Genomic DNA, 18,877 nt, shown 5'->3' with positions numbered 1-18,877 from the left:
GGCCAGCCTCCTCACTTCAACCGGATACATGCCTGTTCCTTGCCGAGGATCAGGTGCAGCTTCTCACCGGGGCGGAGCACCTTGGCGACGACGTAGCTGCCGTTCTCCAGCTCGTAGTTCACCTTGTCGGGCTTGCCCGCCCTGTCGAGGAGCTCGATCACGGCCTTGTCGCTGGCCCCGGGCATGTAGACGTAGGTCTGGACCTTGTCGTCCACCACCCGGTCGATCTGCATGTCGCCGCCCCAGGCGTAGTTGTCGTTCAGGTTCTGGAGCAGGTCCCGGCGCCAGGCCTGGAAGTCGGCGGCGGCCTTGTCCTCCGCGAACTTCCGGGCGTAGAGGGTCTCGCGCTTCACCCGCTGCTGGACCTGGGCGTTGACCAGGGAGCCCTCGTCGCTGCCGTCCATGTAGATCTGCAGGACGCTGGGGGACTCGTGGCGCTCGGGGACCCCCTCCACCTTCAGGGAGACCTGCAGGTTGCTGGGCTCGGTCTCGATGTGGATGTAAGAGATCTTGCCGATGGCCTCGGGGGTGTTGGTGGCCTGGACCACCACACGGTTGGTCTCGGGGGTGCTTTCCGCCTTGAAGAACGACTTGTCGTACCAGATGTTCCGGACTGTCTCTCCTTGGGGGAGCTCGACCATGGCCGGGGCCCCGGGGATCAGGCGCAGGCTGTAGACCCGGCTGGGGAGGTAGGGCACCTTCTGGGTGTCCTGGGCCGAGAGGGCGGCGCAGAGAAGGACAATGGCGAATGCAGGACGCACGGGGGCTCCTTACAGGGCTCCCGGGAAGGTGCCGTCCACGATGGTCAGGCCGGCCATGTTGTCCGGCGTGCGGGGGACTTCCTTCAGGAAGAGGGTGAAGAGGATGCGGCGGCCCGGCTCCTCCTGCCCGTCAGGCAGGATCCGGGTGGTGTCGAAGGTGACGAGTACCGAGAGCGGCTTGCGGCTCTGGATCAGGACCTGGGGCTGGCGGCTCGGATCGCCCTCCACGTCCAGGACCCGGCCGCTCACACCGCGGTCCACCAGGGCCTTGCGCTCCGCGAGGCGCAGGCCGCGCTTGACCACCTCCCGAGCCTTGGGCTCCACGACCCGGAGCGCGAGGTTCAGCTTGTCCTTCACGTCTAGGGGGGTCCAGGCGTGGCTGTCCAGCACCCAGCGCCGGGTGAAGCCCTTGATGTCCACCTCGGTACGGGGTTCGCCTGCACGCAGGAAGCGGTCAGGATCAGCCTGTACCACGTTGCCCAGGCTGTCCTTCACGAAGCACCAGACCGTCTTCTGCTCGTTGCGCCAGGCCAGGAACCCGACAAGGCCCAGGAGGGTCAGGGTGACCAGCATGAGCAGCAGGAGCAGCCAGCGGTATATGGCAAGGGCCGCGTTCTGGCGCCCCCAGGCCAGGATGAAGGCGTCGTCGCCGCCGGGGGCCGGGGTCTTCGGGGTTGGGGAGAGGTCGCGCGCGTCGGTCATGGTCCCTCGGGTCAAGCTGGGTCAGCGGGGCCAGGCTGGGTGCCCAGGGCCTCCGCCGTGGCGATCGGGCTGGCGGACCTGGTCGCCTCGAAGCGCATCGTGGTCCCGCCGCTGGCGATGGCCGGCGCCATGCCTGCCGATCCCAGGCTGCCGGCCTCGGGCCTCGTGGCCGCGGAGGCAGAGGCCGCCAGGGCCGCCGGGACGACCTCAGAGCCATGCCCAGAGACGGCGGCCACCAGGAGGTGGCTCAGGAAGCTGGGAATGGCCTGGACCACCGCCAGGGCGCACAGGGGCCCCAGCAGGGCGTAGATGAAGTGCATCGCGATGTCCGAACCGTCGCCGAACACCACGTCCGATCCCGCCACCATCGAGGTGATGCCCTTGAACACGACCCCGGCCATCTTGGCGCCCAGGCCCAGCATGGGCAGGTAGAGGAGGCCGTAGACCAGCCAGGCCTTGGCCCAGGCCCAGAAGATCCCTTCCGTGGCCTCGTGGGCCAGGAAGGCGATGCACAGGGGGCCGATGCCCAGGAGCACGGTGTTGATGCCCAACACCCAGAAGCCCTGGATGAGGATCAGCACGGTGATGAACATGCCGGCCAGGCTGGAAAGGGCGATGCCCAGGGCCGTCACCAGTGCGTCCACGGACCAGGCCATGGCCTTGCTCCACCAGGCCTGGTCCTGCTCGCCCTGGCGGGTGGTGGTGACCTCGGCCTTCTTCACGTCCTGGTTGTCGTGGTGCATCTTCTCCAGCTCGTCCTTGGCGTCGAGCTGGCCGCTCCAGATTTCGTACCAGGAGCCGGCGAAGCTGGACATGAAGGTTGGCATGGCCGACCGGGCGAAGCCCTCGAAGGTGACCCGGTAGCTGGCCAGCAGGGCCAGGCAGAATGCGATGCGCATCCACCACCGGGCCTTGAAGAACCGGCAGTTCCGGGGTTCCTCGGCCAGTTCCCCGGCTCCAGCCACCAGGTGGAAGAAGAGGCAGAACCCGAGGATGGCGAGGGCGATCCAGGTGATCTCCTTCTCGAAGAAAACGGCGCCGACGTCCAGCACGTCGTTGACCAGCTTGTCCATGAAAAAGGTCTGGGGGGCGGCGAGGGCGAGCATCGGTCAGCGCCTCCGGGACAGGCTGGCGCCCAGGGCCTTCAGGCCCCGGGAGTTGTTCCGGATCCAGCCGCGGTCGATGGTGTCGGCGTAGGCGGCCTGGGCGTCGTTCTCGCCCATGAGGAACATGATCGCCTGCTGGTTCTTGAGGATCAGGGTGTTGCCCTGGAACTTGGCCTCGGTTGCGGCGAGTTCGGCCTGGAGGCTGGCGACCTTGACGGCATCCACGGGGGAGGTCTGGTTGATCACCTGGATGTCGTGCTTGATCCGCTTGATCTTCTTCACGTCCTCGATCAGGTCCTTGTTCTGGGCCTTGTACTGGCGCAGGATGCTGGCCTTCACGGCCCCGGCGCGCTTGGACTGGCGGAGCAAGGAGTTGATCTTGGCCCGGAACCAGGGGTCGTTGGCGTAGCGCGGGTTGAGCAGCATCTGGTTGTAGAAGGCGGTCGTGTCCCAGAGGTGCTGGGCCTGCTCGGCGCTCATGACGGTGAGGTCCGTGCACTGGCGGATGTCATCGATGCCCTCGATGCCGTCGAACCAGGGACTGTCGGCCAGGCGCAGCACGTCCACCCAGCCGTAGTTGCGCCAGTCCTTCAGGCCCATGTAGGCGGCCTTGAAGGCCATCAGCTGCTGCCCGCCGGTCTTCACGATCTGGCTGTACTGGGCCATGACCTGGGTCAGCTGGGCGACCCGCTGGATGAAGGCCGGACCGTCATGGAAGACCCAGGCCTGGGCCGGGGTGACGCTGGCCGGGATCCCGGTGGCCCAGAGGACCACCATCCCGGGAAGGACCGCCCTACGAACGGAAACCCACATGTCGTTCCTCCTTTCCTCAGGCCAGGCCCTGGGCCTGGGCATAGGCCCCCACCATCCGCAGCCGCAGCTCCTTGCCGGCGATGGTGCGGCCCTCGCAGGCGGCCACCAAGTGCCGGGTGCCCTCCACCATGCCGAAGCGGCGGAAGAAGGCGGCACGGAAGGCCTTGTCCTCGGCGTCGGTGGTGGCGAACCAGTACGCCGCCGGCGCGATTTCCACGTTGAGCACCCGGACGTGGCCACGACGGTTCCAGTAGAGCACCTCGCGCCGGCGCTCGTCCTGCTGCAGGCTCTCGTGAAGGCGCCGCTGGTGCTCCGGCAGGCCCAGGTCCTCGGCGAGGAAGGTCGGCTCGGAGAAGCCCTTGTAAAGGAACATCTCGGCCATGGTCTGGAGCAGCTTACGCGCCTCCCCGTTCTGGATGTCGTTGGGGGTCTGGGTGCTCAGCACGACAAAGCCGTTGAACTTGCGGATGGTTCGGAACATCATCTCGGCCATGGCGAAGAAGGACGGGTCCGCCAGGAACGACCAGGCCTCGTCGATGATCACGGCCTTGCGCTCGGCAAGGGCGCTGGGGTTGGTGATCCGGTTCCAGATGACGCCCATGAGGGCGGCGATGAAGGGCTTGGCCAGGAGCGGATCGTCCTCGATGCCCTCGAGCTCGAAATAGACGTACTTCGCCGCCGATACCGTATCCACTCCGCTGTCGAAGAACTGGTCCCGCGGGGCCCGGGTCCAGAGCTCCACCGCATCCACGAACTGCGGGGCCTCGGAGCGCAGGAAGGTCAGCAGGCTGGACAGGGGCCGCGGTGGGGGCAGCCGGGACTCCGGGTCCTGCTCCAGGGCGCGCAGGTACTGCTGGCACTGGTTCTCGAAGTCCCGGAAGAACCCGCCCCGGCCCGAGGAGCCGCTGCCCTTCAGGGCGCGGTCCAGGAGGTTCTTCTGGGCCGGGTCGAGCCGCCTGCCCTGCCCCACGAGCGCGTCCAGCCAGGCCTCGAAGAACTGCTTCGTCTGCTCCACCGGGCACGGCAGGAAGCCCCCGTCCGGCAGCGGCTTCAGGTAGACACCCTCCCGCTCCTGGCGCGCCTTCTCCTTGAGGGCCCATGCCAGGGGACACGGGTTGAACTGGAAGTGACCGCCCCGGATTCGCATCACCGCCACCTCTCCGGGCATCTCCTGGTTCAGCAGCTCGAAGATGGGGCCGTAGCTGTTGCCTTTGTCCAGGACGTAGCCCTGGCTGGGGAACATGGCGTTGCCCACCAGGAACATGTTCATCAGGAGCGATTTGCCCGAGCCGGGCAGGCCCAGGACCGCCTTGTTCCAGCTGGGCTCCTTGTGGGTGAACAGGCTGTAGCCGTAAGTGCCGCCCTTGCGGTCGCCGAAGATCATGAATGGCTGGCTGTCCCCCGCCGCCAGGCGATAGAGGAAGGCGGAATCCCCAACATTGAGGGAAGTCACCAGGTTGAACCGCTGGCAGTAGCTGCCGTTGCCGGGGATGGAGCCAAGGTCGGCAAACAGCCGGTGTCGCGCGCCCTCCTCTAGGCACTCCGCCCCGAAGATCAACTTCATCTGCGACTGAACCTTGGCGGCGCGGTCCTCCAGTTCAGCCAGGTGGTCTCCGTCCACCAGCAGGCTGAAGTACCAGTTGAAGGGCGCGGCCGCATCCAGACGCACCGTGCCCAGGAAGTGCCGGGCCTCGGTCTCGTACTCCTCGGTCTCGTACTCCGCTGCCTCCTGCTGCCGTCCCGCCAGGGCCCCGGCAAAGCCCTGGAACAGCTCAATCCGCCGGGCCATCCGCGCGAACGCCTGGGAGCGCCAGGTCTGGCAGATGGTGAAGGGGAAGGCCAGCTCGTCCTGGAAGCGCCGGAAGACGTAGCCCACGCTGACCCGCGGGGGGACCTTCCAGGTGAGGATCTTGGAGGGGCGGCCGTTAACGCGGTAGACCTTCTCCGAGCCATCCCGGTGTGAGGCGCAGGCCTGCACGACCAGGGGCAGGTCCGGGGCGTAAGGGGGCGGAGCCGCCTCCGTCCGGTTGGTCAGGCCGTAGAGGGCCTCGAAGGCCTCCTCCTCCCGGAGCATGCGCAGGCCGAAGCCCATCCGGGGCCGGCTGGTCTGGAAAGCCAGGAGGTTCTCCTCGAAAGTCCGCAGCACCCGGCGCACGAACCTCGCTTGGGCCCGCAGGTCCTCCAGGCGGATGAGCGCCGTGTGGGTAGCGTCCCGCAGGCGCCAGCGGTCCTGCTCCCGGCCCCGCGGGGTGAAGTGGACGGCCCAATAGATCTCGTCCTGGTACACCACCCGCCGGTCCCAATAGGCCTGGGTGGTCTCGCACAGGAAGCGCAGGGCCGCGGAATCCCAGGTTGGCCGTGTGAGCGCGGGCGGGGCGCACCGGCGGCGCCGGAACAGGTTCTGCACCTCCCAGCAGCCGCCGCGGAAGTCCTCCTCCTGGTTATCCGGATTGAAGGCGTCCATGGCCCGGCGCACGGTGTTGGAGGCCATGGCGATGCCCTCCTCGCCAAGGGGCTCGGGGTCCAGCCCCTCCATGCGGTAGAGCGCCAGCAGGCCGTGGTCCTTGCACAGGATCAGGGGCCGGGCGGGGTCGTAGCCTTCCTCCCGGCGGAAGAAGTCATAGAACAACACCTCGCTCTCGAGGTTGCTCTCCAGGTCGTTCCAATTCCGGAACAGGGTGCCCAGGTCCTTGGCCAGTCCCATTCACCCCTCCCGGAGGTCCACCCGCTGGCAGCTGGGGGCGAAGCTGCTCACCTGGGCCTGGAAGCGGTGGCTCAGGCGCAGCCTGAGCATGGGCAGGACGATCCGGTCCTGGGCGTGCACCAGGTGCAGCACCAGGCCGCAGGCCACGTTGGCCAGGGCCCAGGCGATGGCCCAGGCCCCGCTCCATTGGTTCACCAGGAGGGCCATGAACGTGGCACTGTGGCACGGATGGCAGGTTGCTATACCCGAAAGGCGTAATCCAAATCTAAGCGCCTGCGAATGCTTTCTTGCGCGCCTTGGTTCGTTCTCCTCGTTGAGTCTGGTATGCCCTCCTTCTTGCGGCTGCCTTCCGAACAAGTTCCAGGGTGAGGTTGATATCTGAAATCAGTTGCTCTGCATCAGGCAAGGGCAACTGGCGTTCAGCAGGCGTGTCGTGGGCAAAGGTCGCCTCACATGCCCGGTCATAGATGTCCATAAGGGAATCAACCTCATCCTGCGGGTGCCCCACCACAATTCCGAAGGATTCAACCGAAACGGCATCGCTAAAGGGCTGAATCGTGTTGGACAGGAATTCCTCTCGGATGGCGCGCTCAATCGTCCCACGAACCTTACTGTACGCTTCGGCGATGCGCTGAGCGTCCCCTTCGCTCGGGTAGTCTCCGGCCGTCGTTTTGATCGCCTTCGCGACGCCTTCGATTTCCATGAGACGCATGCTGCAGTTCTTGGTTTCCCACGTAAGACCTTCTTCCACATGCCCTGGGGCGGCATCACCCCACCCGATGGATTTGTAAGTAGCTGATGCACCTGACTTTTTTAAAGCCATGTCGATTTCCGAAAGGAACACGGCATCATGGGTAAAGATCAGAACTTGCCGCTCACATGCGAGGGCGACCAATCGCTGAGCCATGCGACGACGATGCCGGTGGTCCAGGGATGTCGATGGGTCATCAAAAATCACCGTTGAATGGTGACCCTGGAAAGACACTTCTGCCAAAAACAACGCCAGGGCCATGGCCCGCTGTTCGCCTTCCGAAAGCACCCTATGGGCATCCGTTTTTGTACCTTCGATTTGAAGCGTCATCTTGGTCTTTCCGTCGCTGGTCTTGCCATCAAGGGTTGGCCGGACTTTGCGCTTGTACCCAAGGGCGGAGAGTTCCTCATTCATCGCGACGGCGAGCGCAGTGGTGACATGCTTTTTCGCAAGGGCTGTCATCTTCGTGGAGATGCCCTGCGTGTTCAACGCAGCGAGGCAGCGGCTTAATGCTTCACGCTTGACGCTGCCTAAGACGAATTGTTCAATGGCCGGCAGTAGCCCCCTCAGGGACTCCCTGGCCTTCAGTTCCCGAAGCTCATCTTGCAACTTGCCCCGCTCCTTGGGGTCGACTGACTTACGCAGGGTTGAGGCTTCTTCCTTGAGCTTTGCCTTCGCATTCCGAAGTTGCAAATCCAGCGGATCTCCAGTGGGTATGATCGGCTCCGGGCGACTCCAGTCATCTCGTTCAGAGGAGTCCAGCAACCAAGTTCGTCTGGCATTCCAGGCGGCCACGGTATCCAGGACCAAGGCGTGGAGGCTTGGCAATGACCCTGCCAGTTCTTCAAGCGTAGGCTTATCCAATGGCTCGAGATCCGCATCCCTAATCTTGCCAAGCGCTTCGACAAGCGTTTGGTTGGTTCCTATTGCATGGGCTCCGGCTTGTCCCGCAACGAAAGTTGCAAACCTTTCCATTCGGGAACGCGCATCAGGTCCAAGCTCCGCTTGGCAAAGAACACATTTCGCCCCGGATGAGGTGTGCGGAAATGCATGCCCCACGTAGGCATACTCGACAGAAAATGCCTCCGCCGCCTTATACAAGGTTTGCCAGACGGCATTGCCCGTCCCAAGCAGAAGCTTGTCTTGCACACCGTCCTGGTCCCCGCCATGCAACTGCCTTTGGGCCAATTCGTAGGCAGCATCCGCATCGCGCTTAGATTGATGTAGACCCTTTAGCTTTGCGGTCGCGGCGTCGGTTACGTATCGCAGGGCACTGGATGCGCGTTCTGCAGCAAGTCCCAGACGGTCTGCAAGGGCATCCAAAGCCCGGGCCTTGGGTTCCGGGTTCAGTTCACGCAGCGCGCCCTCCAAGAAGTCGATCCGTTGCAGGTCGGCCTCTGACATCGTGGCCAACCGCCGAAGCTCAACGATGTTCGTGCCCGCTCCTGGATTTTCAACGAGAGCACCAACAGCCGTACCCCCTTTGAGTGGCTGGAAAATCGCTGGGTTCAACTCGATGGCATTCTGTTCGTCGGTGAGGATCCGGTGCATTTCCCTTTGCGCGGCCACAAGACGATTGAGATGTCCGAGTCCATATGGCTGAAAGCCAGGTTCGCCCTCCATCTCGATATAGTCCCGTGCGCATGCGGAGTCATAGACAGAAACATTGCCAAGATCCGCATCGGGATTTCCTCCCTGGACCCACGACACTTCTTTGGCATTGCCATCCACGAGAACCTGGATTTTTGCTGATGGAATCTGCGCGTGACCGGCACCACCTGTAAAGGCATTCGATTGCACAGGCTCACGCCGTCGCGCGCGGCAGGCATTCTTCAGAACGCGCGCATAACCTGATTTCCCCGCTCCATTTTCACCAAATAGCACTGTCAACCCCGAAGGTTCAAAGCTTAATGCCCGTCCATCGGGGAATGCATTCACGTTTGTAAGTTCTGAAAGAGAAACGAGTTGAACAGAATTACCACTCCCAGCCCCGGGGATGTGATTCGCTGCCAAAGGATCTGGTGGGATTGAACTGGGCGGCCCATCGCCATGAGCCTCCTTGACCATGGCAACCAGTTCATTGAGATCGGCAGCCTTTAACTCGCCCCGTGCAAATAGCCGTCGCAAGGCGTCCTGTTGCCATGGCTTCAGGTCATTAGCCCAATAGAGGAGATCCCCAATCAGCGTCTCCATGAATGCTCCCTTGCTTGCTCCCTCCAACGTTACCCCAGTTGGTCTCCGGCAACACGGCAATAACCAGGCTTGGCGCCTCATCCTCGGCGGGTGGGTCCCGAATGTCGCCGTCGAGTGCAGCCGCTGCTTCTCACCGCTACCGCTGGAGGAGTTTGTCCAGGCGACCGTTATTGGCGGCTAGTGTTCGTACTGCGAGCAGATGTGGCGGAAGCTCCAGGACGATTGACCGACCCGTGCCAGGGTTGAGCATTCGGCCGGGGCTCCCATCTGGTGAAGGCTCAACCCGGCCGTTGACCTCCAGACCCAAGCAACCAGACACCCTGGTGTCAGCAACGACAATTACGCCTGTGCATCGCACTTCCGATTTGACTCCGGGGGCCCTGACGCCCCTTTCCGAGGCCATGGCCCATATACGCGCTTCCTGGATTCCACCCGGGCGACGCGGACCCTCGGAGCCACCGCAGACACGCTCGTGGACTGGCGCGTGGACCACAAGGGCCCTCCCTTCCTCAAGCTGACCAATGACCAACGGGATGGTCCGCTACCAGCTGGCATGGATGGGCACGAAGCGGATCGACTACCCGAGTTGATTTGGAGCAGCCAGACAAAGCGGGCCGGATGCCAAATCCGGCCCGCTTTTTGGTCCGGGTCCGGATGTGGTACAGGTGTGGTACCAGGAGAAAAGCTGCCCGGCATTATGCCGATAAAAAACAACCCCCGTCCTTGTCCGACGGGGGTTTCTTCTGGAGGCGCCGATCGGAATCGAACCGATGAATGGCAGATTTGCAGTCTGCGGCCTTACCACTTGGCTACGGCGCCGGAAGGGCCAGTGTAGCACGATCGGGGGGAATGCCCGAGGACAATTGCGGCCGCCGGCCGACTTGAGGCAAAAGAAAAGGACCTGAGCGATCAGGTCCTTTTCATTCTGGAGCGGGTGAAGGGATTTGAACCCTCGACTTCAACCTTGGCAAGGTTGCACTCTACCACTGAGTTACACCCGCGGTGGAAATTCAATCTTAGCACGGTGGGGGGTGGTGTCAACCAGGAATTGCGGCCCGGCAAGCGGGGCACTGGCCGAAGAGGGTGAGCTGGTGCCGGGTGATGCGGAAGCCGGAGGCCCGCTCCATGGCGGCGAGGCCTTCTTCCACGCCGCATCCGTCCACTTCCACGGTGCGGCCGCAGGTCTCGCAGGTGAGGTGGTGGTGATGGTGGGGGGAGCGGCAGAGGACGAACCGCATCACCTGGTCGGAGCCCTGGAGGCTCTCGGCCCAGCCCTCGGAGACGAAGCGCTCGAGGTTCCGGTACACGGTGGGGATGCCGGAGCGGCGCTTCTCCATGCCGGACCAGATCTCTTCGGCCGAGAGCGGGCGCTCCGCGTCCTTGAGGACCTTGAGGATGGCCTCCCGCTGGGGGGTCTGGCGCATGCCCGCCGCCCGGAGGGAGGGGGTCTGGTGGGGGGTGGGGGCGGAGCGCGGCATGGCCCCAGGATGACAAATCCGGAGCCGCGCGCCAACCCGCCCCCCCGGGCCCCATGTAGAATGGCGCGCATGACCCCCCCGGAACCGGTGCCCAAAGCCTCGGGCGGCAGCTCACCGCCCTTCCTGCCCCTGGCGTTCAGGTTCGCGGTCTCCTTCGGCCTGCTCGCCCTCCACCTGGCCATCCCCCTGGAGAGCCCCAGCCGGGGCGGGGACCTCTACCTGGCCATCCTGGCCGCCCTCTTCGCGGAGAGCGCCTGGGAGGCGGGGCGGATGACGGCCCGGGGCGAGGGGCCCTTCGCGACGCCGACGGTGGGGTGGATCCGCCTGAACCTGGTTCTGGACATGCTCCTGGTGACGCTGATCGTCGTCTTCCACGGGGTGGACCAGGAGCGGCTGGCGACGATCTACATCTTCCCGGTGCTGGCCTCGGCCTTCTACCTGAGCATCGCCGGGATCGTGGCGGTGGGGCTCCTCTCCTCTGCGATCCACATCGCCGCGGTGCTCCTCTACACCCAGCAGGTGCTCCCGCCCTTCGGCCATTCCGGGGCCGAGTCGGCGGCGGAGCCCTACCAGCTGGCCTACATCCTGGGCTTCACCTCCCTGGTGATCTTCGGGGCGACGCTCGTGGTCCTGGTGATCCGGAGCCAGGTGGAGAACCTGCGCACGGACCTGAGCCGCAGCGAGGCGGTGGTGGACGAGCTGAGCGCGCTCTACCGGCGCGTCTTCGAGTCCATGTTCTCGGGAATCGTCATCACCGACCTGCGGGGCCGGGTGGCCTCCGCGAACCCCGCCGCCGCGAAGATCCTCCACGCGCACCTGGATCCGGGAGCCCCGGTTGAGGGCTACGGGTTCGGCGACCTGCAGGAGCTCATGGCCCAGACCCGGGAGCGGCGCTTCGAGGTCTCGTTCCCGGGCCCGGCCGGGGAGCGCCGGATCGTCGGCGGCAACCTCTCGCCCCTCCTCGGGGCCGAGGGGGAGCCCACGGGGCACCTCCTGGTCTTCCAGGACCTCACGGAGATCAAGGCCCTGGAGGAGCGGACCCGGCTCTCGGAGCGGATGGCGGCGGTCGGCGAGCTCTCCAGCGAGATGGCCCACGAGCTCCGGAACCCCCTGGCCAGCATCCTGGGCTGCGTCCAGCTCCTGAAGCAGGGCGGGCAGCCCCCGGCCATGGTGGACCGGGTCCTGACCATCCTGCTGCGCGAATCGGAGCGCGTCAGCGGCATCGTCACCGACTTCCTCGACTACAGCCGGCCCCGGCCGGTCCGCCTCCAGGCGATCTCCCTCCCCGCCCTCGCGGAGGAGCTGCGGGCCGCGTGGGAGACCGACCCGCGCAGGGGCGGCATCCTCCTGGACATGGAGGACCCGCCCCCGGTGCTCATCCAGGGGGACGCCGCCTGGGTCCACCAGGTCTTCACCAACCTGCTCAGCAACGCCCGCAAGGCCCTGGACGGGGCGGAGGCCCCCCGGATCCGCATCGCCTTCCAGCGCCTCGAGGGCCGGGTCGCGGCCCGGGTGGAGGACAACGGCTGCGGGATGACGGAGGAGCGGCGCCGGGCCCTCTTCCTGCCCTTCGCCAGCGGCTTTCCGGAGGGCACGGGCCTGGGGATGAGCCTCGTCTTCCAGTTCATCCAGCAGATGGGCTGGGAAATCCGGGTGGAAAGCGAGGTGGGGCGGGGAACGGCGGTCTCCGTCGAGATGCCCGTGGCCTCCGGCGGGAGCCGGGCTACGTGAGGGAAGGCCTTTCCGTTCCGTAGCCAGGCTCCTGGCCCCCCCGTCCGCGCCGGTGGGCGGAAGACCTTGCCAACCGGGCTGGATGGTGGGACATTGCCATTACTTTTTACATCGTGCCCGGGGCAGGGTCGTCGCCGGTCTTGATCCCGAAAACATTGACATTCCGCACCATCCAGGATCTGGCATGAACCGCAAGCTCATTCGGCCCAACCTCACCGAGATCAAGGAGAAGATCGGCCGCACCCCGAAGGCGCAGGCCGCGGCCGATCCTCCCACCGTCACCAAGGCGCCCGCGGAGGCCGTCATCGCCGGGGCTCCCGGCGGCAGCCCCGACGCGGCCAGCGTCCCCCAGGGCACCGGCAGCCCGCGCCGGAAGATCGCCCCGCCGGAGCAGACCAACGCCGAGAGCTTCTACTACCTCAAGCAGATGCAGGCCAAGACGCCCATGGTAATCGTCCTGCAGGACGACGAGAAGCTGCGCGGCGTCATCGAGTGGTACGACAAGCACTGCCTGAAGATCAACCGGGTCAAGGAACCCAACGTCCTCGTCCCCAAGCACAACATCAAGTACCTCTACAAGGCCGAGGAGGAGCCCCGCATCCGCCGGAGCCGGGGCAGCAAGAAGGAGGAGGCGTCCTCCCCGGACGTGGAACTCCCCCTCTACGACTGAATGGAGACGCGCCTCGTCGTCACCCTGGGCGATCCCTGCGGGATCGGCCCCGAACTGCTCCTGAAGGCCCTGCCGGAGCTGGCCGCCGCATCCCGGATCACGGTGTGCGGGAGCCGGGCGGGGGTGGATCTCCTGGCGGGGGGCCCCATCCCCTTCGCCTGGCGCGAGGGGCCGGAGGGCCCCGAGCTGGAGGTGGCCGGGGCCCGCGCGCGCTGGATCGACCCGGACCCCGCCCTCGGCCGGGACCGGCTCTCCTTGGGCCAGGGGAGCGCGGCCTCGGGCCGCGCCGCCGTGGAGGGGGTGCGGGCCGGGGCCCGCGAGGTCCTGGAGGGGCGCGGGGACGCCCTGGTCACCCTGCCCCTGGCCAAGGCGGCGGCCCACGCCGCCGGCTACGCCATCCCGGGCCACACGGAGTTCCTCCAGGAGCTGGCCGGCGCGCCCCGGGTGCAGATGGCCTTCGTGGCGCCCCGGTTCTCCGTGGTCCTGCACACCGTCCACCAGAGCCTCCGCTCCGTGATCGAGGGCCTGGACCGGCACGCGGTGGCGGAGACCCTGTCCTTCTCGGCCGATCGGTTCGCCCAGCTGACCGGCGCGCCGGGGCCCCGGGTGGCCCTCTGCGCCCTGAACCCCCACGCGGGCGAGGGGGGCGCCTTCGGCCACGAGGACGAGCGCCTCGTGGAGGCCGTGGCCGACGCCCAGGCCTGGGCCGGGTCCGGCCGGTGGGCGTCCTTCCCGTCGCCCTTCCCCCCCGGGCCGGCGCCCGAGGGCTGGCGCCTCTTCCCGGAGCGCCCCGCCCCCATGCCGGGTGACCGGCCGACCTTCAGCGGGCCCCACCCCTCCGACACCCTCTTCCTCCGGGCCTGGCGCGGGGAGTTCGACCTGGTGGTGGCCCTGTACCACGACCAGGGGCTCATCCCCATCAAGGTCCTGGAGCCGGAGACGGCGGTGAACCTGACCCTGGGCCTGCCCTTCGTGCGCACGTCCCCGGATCACGGGACGGCCTTCGGCATCGCCGGCCGCTGGCAGGCGGATCCCGCCAACTTCATCCAGGCCGCCACCCTCGGTGCCCGCCTGGGTCTCCGGGCCGCTCGCCGATGAGGGGCCAGGACCTCCTTCTCGCCCTCCTGCTGGCGGTGCCGCCCTGGGTGGGTTTCCTGCTCTTCCGGTACCGGCGCCGGGCCGTGGTCCCCTACAGCACCTTCATGGGGGGCATCCTGGCGGTGCTGAGCATCCCCTGGCCCCAGCTGGGCACGCGCGGCCTGCCAGCCGCCCACCTGGGCGGGGCCCTGCTCGGCTTCACCCTCTTCCTCCAGGCCCTGCGGGAGGGGCGGCAGGGGGTCCGCAACCTCGCGGTCGGGCTCGCGGGGGCCACCTTCTTCGCGTGGCTCATCGGCACCCTGGTGGGCATGGACATGCGGTCGGTGCCGGCCTTCTGGGGCACGGCCCTGCTGGAGGCGGTCCTCTGGCTCCTCCTCAGCGACCTGGGCTACCGCCTCACCCGGGGCCGGTGGCTCGCGGTCCGGATGCCCGCGGCCGGGGCCGCCGCGTTCCTGGCGGTGACGGCCATCTACCACATCTTCACCCCGGGCACGCCGCCCTTCTCCTGGGGGGCCTCCTTCCTGGCGGGCCTCCTCCTGGGCGCGGTGGCGCTCCATCAGCTCCGATGGCTGCGGGAGCAGGGCATCTGGGTGGAGGGCCGCGGCGACGGCCTGCGCACGGCGCTTTCGGCCCTGGAGGGGGACCAGCCCCCGGAGGGCCCCACCCTCGCCTACGCCATCGAGGCGCGCCAGCCCATGTTCCTGGTCAACGAAAAGGGCTTCCTCCTGGAGACGAACACGGCCTTCAGCCGCCTCGTGGGCCTGCCCCGGCACCAGATGAAGGGCTTCCAGGTGCAGGACCTCTTCCAGGGGGCCGAGACCCCGGTGTGGGAGGACCTCCGCCGGCAGCTCCTCCAGGACGCGCGGGGCAGCGCGGCGGCCACCCTGGTGCGCCGGGACGCGACCTTCGCCCCCGCCGGGCTCGAGGCGGTGGCCTTCGACCGGAACCTGGCCCTCGTGTGGGTCGTGGACAAGGCGCCGGGCACCCTCGCCCTCCGCGGGGACGATGCCCCCGCCGGCCTCGCGGCCCACGCCGCCGGAACGGCGGCGCCGCACCGGCTGCAGGCCCAGGCGGTCCTGGAGGCCCTGGTTCCGGACCTGCGGCGCATGCTGCCGCCGGAGATCGACGTGGGGCTCCGGATCCGGCCCCTCACCCTGATCCTGGAGGAGGCGCCCCTGCGCCAGGCCCTGGTGCAGCTCACCCTCCACGGCCGGCAGGCCCTGCGGGAGGGGCGCGTGGTGCTGGTCCTGGAGCCCGTGGAGCTCGGAGGCCGGCGCATGGCCCGCCTCTCCCTCGACCTGGAGGGGACGAAGGCGCCCTGGGAGGGCGACTTCCTCGGCCTGACCTGGCTCCACCAGACGGTGCGGGACTGCGGAGGCATCCTCCTGGTGGACCGGGACGCCCAGGGCTGGGTCTCGCCCCGGCTCCTCCTGCCCCGCCTGGGCCGGGACGCGGCCGCCGCCGAGGGGCCCCTGACGGGCCGGACGGCCTGGATCCTCCACCGGGACCCCGCCCTCGCGCGAGCCGTGGAGGAGGAGATCCGCGAGGCCGGGGGCGACCCGGTCACCTTCCATTCCCTGCGCGCCTTCCTCGCCGCCGCCCGCGGCGCCCGCCCCCCCCAGGTCCTGGTGCTGGAGCGCACCCGCACCCTGGAGCGGTACCAGGCCCGCCTCTGCGCCCTGCTGGGCCAGGCCGTGCCGGCCCTCCTCCTGGACGACGGCCGGCCCCTGCCCCAGGGGGACCGCGCCCCTTCCCGTCTCGCGCTGCTGGAGCCGCCCTTCCCCGGGCCGGACCTGGTCACGAGCCTGCTCGCCCTGCTGCAATAGGAGTCCTGATGTCCACCGTCGCCCTCGTTCTCGCCGCCGGCCTCGGCAAGCGCATGAAGTCCGCCCTGCCCAAGGTGCTCCACCCCGTCCTCGGCGACCCGTCCCTTCTGTGGACCCTGCGCGCCCTGCCGGCCTCGGTGGACCACGCCGTGGTCGTGGTGCACCACGGGAAGGCCCAGGTCGAGGCCGCCCTCGCGGGCTGGGCCGCGGCGGGCCTCCTGCCCTGCCCCGCCACCTCCGTGGACCAGGGCGAGCCCCTGGGCACGGGCCACGCCGTCGGCAGCGCCGCGGCCGAGCTGGACCGGCTCGGCGCGGAGCGGGTCGTGATCCTCTGCGGCGACGTGCCCCTGGTGCGCCGGGAGACCGTGGCGGCCCTGGCCGCCTCCGCCGGGTCCGTGCTGGCCATGGACCTGGAGGATCCGGCCGGGTACGGCCGCGTGCTCCAGAACCCGGACGGGACGCTGGCCGCCATCGTGGAGCACAAGGACGCCACCGAGGCCCAGCGCGCCATCCGGCGCGTCAACGGGGGCGCCTACGGCCTCCCCTGGGGGCCCCTGCGCGAGGCCCTGGGGCGCCTGCGCAACGACAACGCCCAGGGCGAGTACTACCTCACGGACGCGGTGATGGACGTGGCCTCCCGGGTTCCCGTGGCGGTGGACCTCTGCGAGCCCGCCGAGATGCTGGGCATGAACGCCCGGTCCGACCAGGCCCAGCTCCAGCGCTTCGCCCAGGAGCGCATCAACCGCCGCTGGATGGACGAGGGCGTCACCTTCCTGGACCCCGCCACGACCCTGGTGGGCCCCCGCGCCGTCCTGGCCATGGACGTGACCCTGGGCCCCGGGGCGCGCCTGGAGGGGGAGGTCCGGGTCGGCGCCGGGGCCTCCGTGGGCCAGGGCTGCGTGGTGTCCGACAGCACCGTCGGGGAGAACGCCGAGATCCGGCCCTACTGCGTCGTCAACCGGTCCCGGGTCGGGGCGGGCGCCCAGGTGGGCCCCTTCGCGCACCTGCGGGAGGGATCGGAGCTGGCCGACCGCGTCCACGTGGGCAATTTCGTGGAGACCAAGAAGACCCTCCTGAAGGAGGGGGCCAAGGCCAATCACCTGAGCTACCTGGGGGATGCCGAGGTGGGCGAGCGCACCAACATCGGCGCCGGCTTCATCTCCTGCAACTATGACGGCTTCAACAAGCACCGCACCGTCATCGGCCGGGACGTGTTCGTGGGCTCCGACTGCCAGCTGGTGGCCCCCGTGACCCTGGGCGACGGCTGCCTCGTGGGGGCCGGGTCCACCATCACGGAGGACGTGCCCGCGGACGCCCTCGTCCTGACGCGCGCGCCCCTGACCTTGAAGGAGGGGGGCGCCGCCCGCCTCCGGGAACGGTTGAAGGCCCTCAAGCGGGGTTGAGCCGATTCGGGTAGGATTTTTAAAGGTGCAACACGGGATTTGGGACACGCATGATCAGCAAGCTCCTTGAACAGATCGGCACGCGGGTCCTCGCCTGGCTTGAACAGGCGGGCGACCTGGTGACCCTTTCCGGACGCACCTTCGTCGGGGTCTTCCGGCGGCCCTTCGACGGGGCCAACCTCCTCCACCAGCTCCAGGCGGTGGGGGTCAATTCCGTGCCCGTGGTGGTCCTCACCTCCCTGGCGGTGAGCATGGTGTTCGCGGTGCAGCTGGCCTTCGGCTTCAAGCAGTTCCAGGCCGAGGGCCTCGCCGGCCAGGTGGAGGGCCTGGCGGTGGTCCGGGAGCTGGCCCCGGTGATCACGGGCCTGATGATGGCCGGCCGGGTGGGCAGCGCCATGGCGGCGGAGCTGGGGACGATGCAGGTCACCGAGCAGATCGACGCCCTGGAGTGCCTGGCCACGGATCCCATCCACTACCTCTTCGTGCCCCGGCTGCTGGCGAGCCTGATCATGCTGCCGCTGCTGACGGCGATCTCCATCTACGTGGGCTACCTGGGCGGCTACGTGCTGCTGGTGCTGGTCCAGGGCCACTCCGCCTGGGTCTACAGCCAGGACTTCTTCAAGCTGATCAAGGGCCGGGACCTCCTCATCGCCCTCACCAAGGGGCTGTCCTTCGGCCTGATCATCGCCATGGTGGGCTGCTGGCGGGGCTACCGGACCCGGGGCGGCGCCGAGGGCGTCGGCAACGCGCCGACGTCCAGCGTGGTCACGTCCAGCCTCTGGATCCTCGTGACCGACTTCTTCCTCACCAAGCTCCTCCTCGTCTGAGCCCGCCGTGCCCGTCATCGACGTCGTCAACCTCTCCAAGTCCTTCGGGAAGCTCGTGGTGCTTTCCGACGTCAACCTCGCGGTCGAGGAGGGCGAGAGCCTCGTCATCCTCGGCGGCAGCGGCACGGGCAAGACCGTGCTCCTGCGCTGCATCATGGGCCTGCTCACCCCCGACGCCGGGCACGTGGCGCTGGAGGGGAAGGTCATCCAGGGCATGGCCCGGGACGAGCTCTTCGAGGCGCGCAAGCAGATCGGCATGTGCTTCCAGATGGCCGCCCTGTTCGACTCCATGAGCGTGGAGGAGAACGTGGGCTTCGCGCTGCGCCGCCACACGACCATGACCAAGGGGGAAATCGCCGACCGGGTGGAGGAGTGCCTCAACCTCGTCGGCCTGAAGGGCACCCAGAACCTCCGGCCGGCCCAGCTCTCCGGCGGCATGAAGCGGCGCGTGGGCTTCGCGCGCGCCATCGCCCTCAAGCCCAAGATCCTCCTGTTCGACGAGCCGACCACGGGCCTCGACCCGGTCATGACCGACGTCATCGGCCGGATCATCATGGACCTCAAGGAGGGCCTGGGGGTCACGAGCATCACCATCACCCACGACCTCAAGAGCGCCTTCGAGATCGCCGACCGCATCGCCCTCCTCTTCCGGGGCAGGTGCCTGGCCGTCCAGAAGCCCGAGGACTTCCGGAAAAATCCCGATCCCGTCATCCAGCAGTTCCTGCGGGGGGAGGCCGACGGCCCCTTCCTGCAGGATCCGCCTCCGCCCCCCATGCACGCGCGGAAGCGTCCCTCCTCCGAGGCCAAGCCATGA

The 18,877-nt window shown here is 67.7% G+C and carries 15 protein-coding genes and 2 tRNA genes; 7 read left to right on the top strand and 10 right to left on the bottom strand.

The window, feature by feature from the left end; all coding sequences use genetic code 11:
• Positions 1-11: 11 nt before the first annotated feature.
• From R2J75_RS09255 to R2J75_RS09210, 10 genes are all read right to left on the bottom strand, one after another.
• Complete coding sequence (locus tag R2J75_RS09255; RefSeq protein WP_316411539.1) at positions 12-761, bottom strand: TrbG/VirB9 family P-type conjugative transfer protein; 750 nt, start codon at positions 759-761, stop codon at positions 12-14.
• Between the two features lie 9 nt (positions 762-770).
• Entirely contained in the window at positions 771-1,463 is a 693-nt protein-coding gene (locus R2J75_RS09250) for a hypothetical protein (RefSeq protein ID WP_316411538.1), read from the bottom strand.
• 11 nt (positions 1,464-1,474) lie between these two features.
• Complete coding sequence (locus tag R2J75_RS09245; protein ID WP_316411537.1) at positions 1,475-2,569, bottom strand: type IV secretion system protein; 1,095 nt, start codon at positions 2,567-2,569, stop codon at positions 1,475-1,477.
• Positions 2,570-2,572: 3 nt separating this feature from the next.
• On the bottom strand, positions 2,573-3,346 hold the full coding sequence (locus R2J75_RS09240) for a hypothetical protein (protein WP_316411536.1): 774 nt from the start codon (positions 3,344-3,346) through the stop codon (positions 2,573-2,575).
• A gap of 52 nt (positions 3,347-3,398) precedes the next feature.
• Entirely contained in the window at positions 3,399-6,086 is a 2,688-nt protein-coding gene (locus R2J75_RS09235) for a VirB4 family type IV secretion system protein (protein WP_316411535.1), read from the bottom strand.
• On the bottom strand, positions 6,087-6,293 hold the full coding sequence (locus R2J75_RS09230; RefSeq protein WP_316411534.1) for a hypothetical protein: 207 nt from the start codon (positions 6,291-6,293) through the stop codon (positions 6,087-6,089).
• Between the two features lie 58 nt (positions 6,294-6,351).
• Positions 6,352-9,030, bottom strand: coding sequence for an AAA family ATPase (locus R2J75_RS09225; RefSeq protein WP_316411533.1), 2,679 nt, complete (start codon positions 9,028-9,030; stop codon positions 6,352-6,354).
• A 744-nt stretch (positions 9,031-9,774) separates the two neighbouring features.
• A tRNA-Cys gene (locus R2J75_RS09220) sits at positions 9,775-9,849 on the bottom strand.
• Positions 9,850-9,956: 107 nt separating this feature from the next.
• A tRNA-Gly gene (locus R2J75_RS09215) sits at positions 9,957-10,031 on the bottom strand.
• 36 nt (positions 10,032-10,067) lie between these two features.
• A complete protein-coding gene (locus R2J75_RS09210) occupies positions 10,068-10,508 on the bottom strand; it encodes a Fur family transcriptional regulator (protein ID WP_243332433.1) in 441 nt (146 codons plus the stop codon).
• A 69-nt stretch (positions 10,509-10,577) separates the two neighbouring features.
• Here R2J75_RS09210 and R2J75_RS09205 point away from each other — a divergent pair, with 69 nt between their 5' ends.
• The 7 genes from R2J75_RS09205 to R2J75_RS09175 all read left to right on the top strand — a co-directional run bounded on the left by R2J75_RS09205 (position 10,578) and on the right by R2J75_RS09175 (position 18,877).
• Positions 10,578-12,239, top strand: a complete 1,662-nt coding sequence (locus R2J75_RS09205) for a two-component system sensor histidine kinase NtrB (RefSeq protein ID WP_279342064.1) — start codon at positions 10,578-10,580, stop codon at positions 12,237-12,239.
• A gap of 184 nt (positions 12,240-12,423) precedes the next feature.
• The gene (locus R2J75_RS09200; protein ID WP_243332431.1) at positions 12,424-12,909 is read left to right on the top strand and encodes an LSm family protein; all 486 of its coding nucleotides are present in this window, start codon (positions 12,424-12,426) and stop codon (positions 12,907-12,909) included.
• Positions 12,910-14,007, top strand: coding sequence for a PdxA family dehydrogenase (locus R2J75_RS09195; RefSeq protein ID WP_243332429.1), 1,098 nt, complete (start codon positions 12,910-12,912; stop codon positions 14,005-14,007).
• Positions 14,004-15,833, top strand: a complete 1,830-nt coding sequence (locus tag R2J75_RS09190) for a PAS domain-containing protein (protein ID WP_243332427.1) — start codon at positions 14,004-14,006, stop codon at positions 15,831-15,833. The genes R2J75_RS09195 and R2J75_RS09190 overlap by 4 nt, the downstream gene beginning before the upstream one ends.
• Positions 15,834-15,841: 8 nt before the next feature.
• The gene (gene glmU, locus R2J75_RS09185) at positions 15,842-17,236 is read left to right on the top strand and encodes a bifunctional UDP-N-acetylglucosamine diphosphorylase/glucosamine-1-phosphate N-acetyltransferase GlmU (RefSeq protein WP_243346650.1); all 1,395 of its coding nucleotides are present in this window, start codon (positions 15,842-15,844) and stop codon (positions 17,234-17,236) included.
• A 50-nt stretch (positions 17,237-17,286) separates the two neighbouring features.
• Positions 17,287-18,063, top strand: coding sequence for an MlaE family ABC transporter permease (locus R2J75_RS09180; RefSeq protein ID WP_243332423.1), 777 nt, complete (start codon positions 17,287-17,289; stop codon positions 18,061-18,063).
• A gap of 7 nt (positions 18,064-18,070) precedes the next feature.
• Positions 18,071-18,877, top strand: a complete 807-nt coding sequence (locus R2J75_RS09175) for an ABC transporter ATP-binding protein (RefSeq protein ID WP_243332422.1) — start codon at positions 18,071-18,073, stop codon at positions 18,875-18,877.

It is taken from the genome of Mesoterricola sediminis (assembly GCF_030295425.1).
In the GTDB taxonomy this organism is placed as follows: Bacteria; Acidobacteriota; Holophagae; order Holophagales; family Holophagaceae; genus Mesoterricola; species Mesoterricola sediminis.
This window is presented reverse-complemented; position numbering and strand designations above follow the sequence as displayed.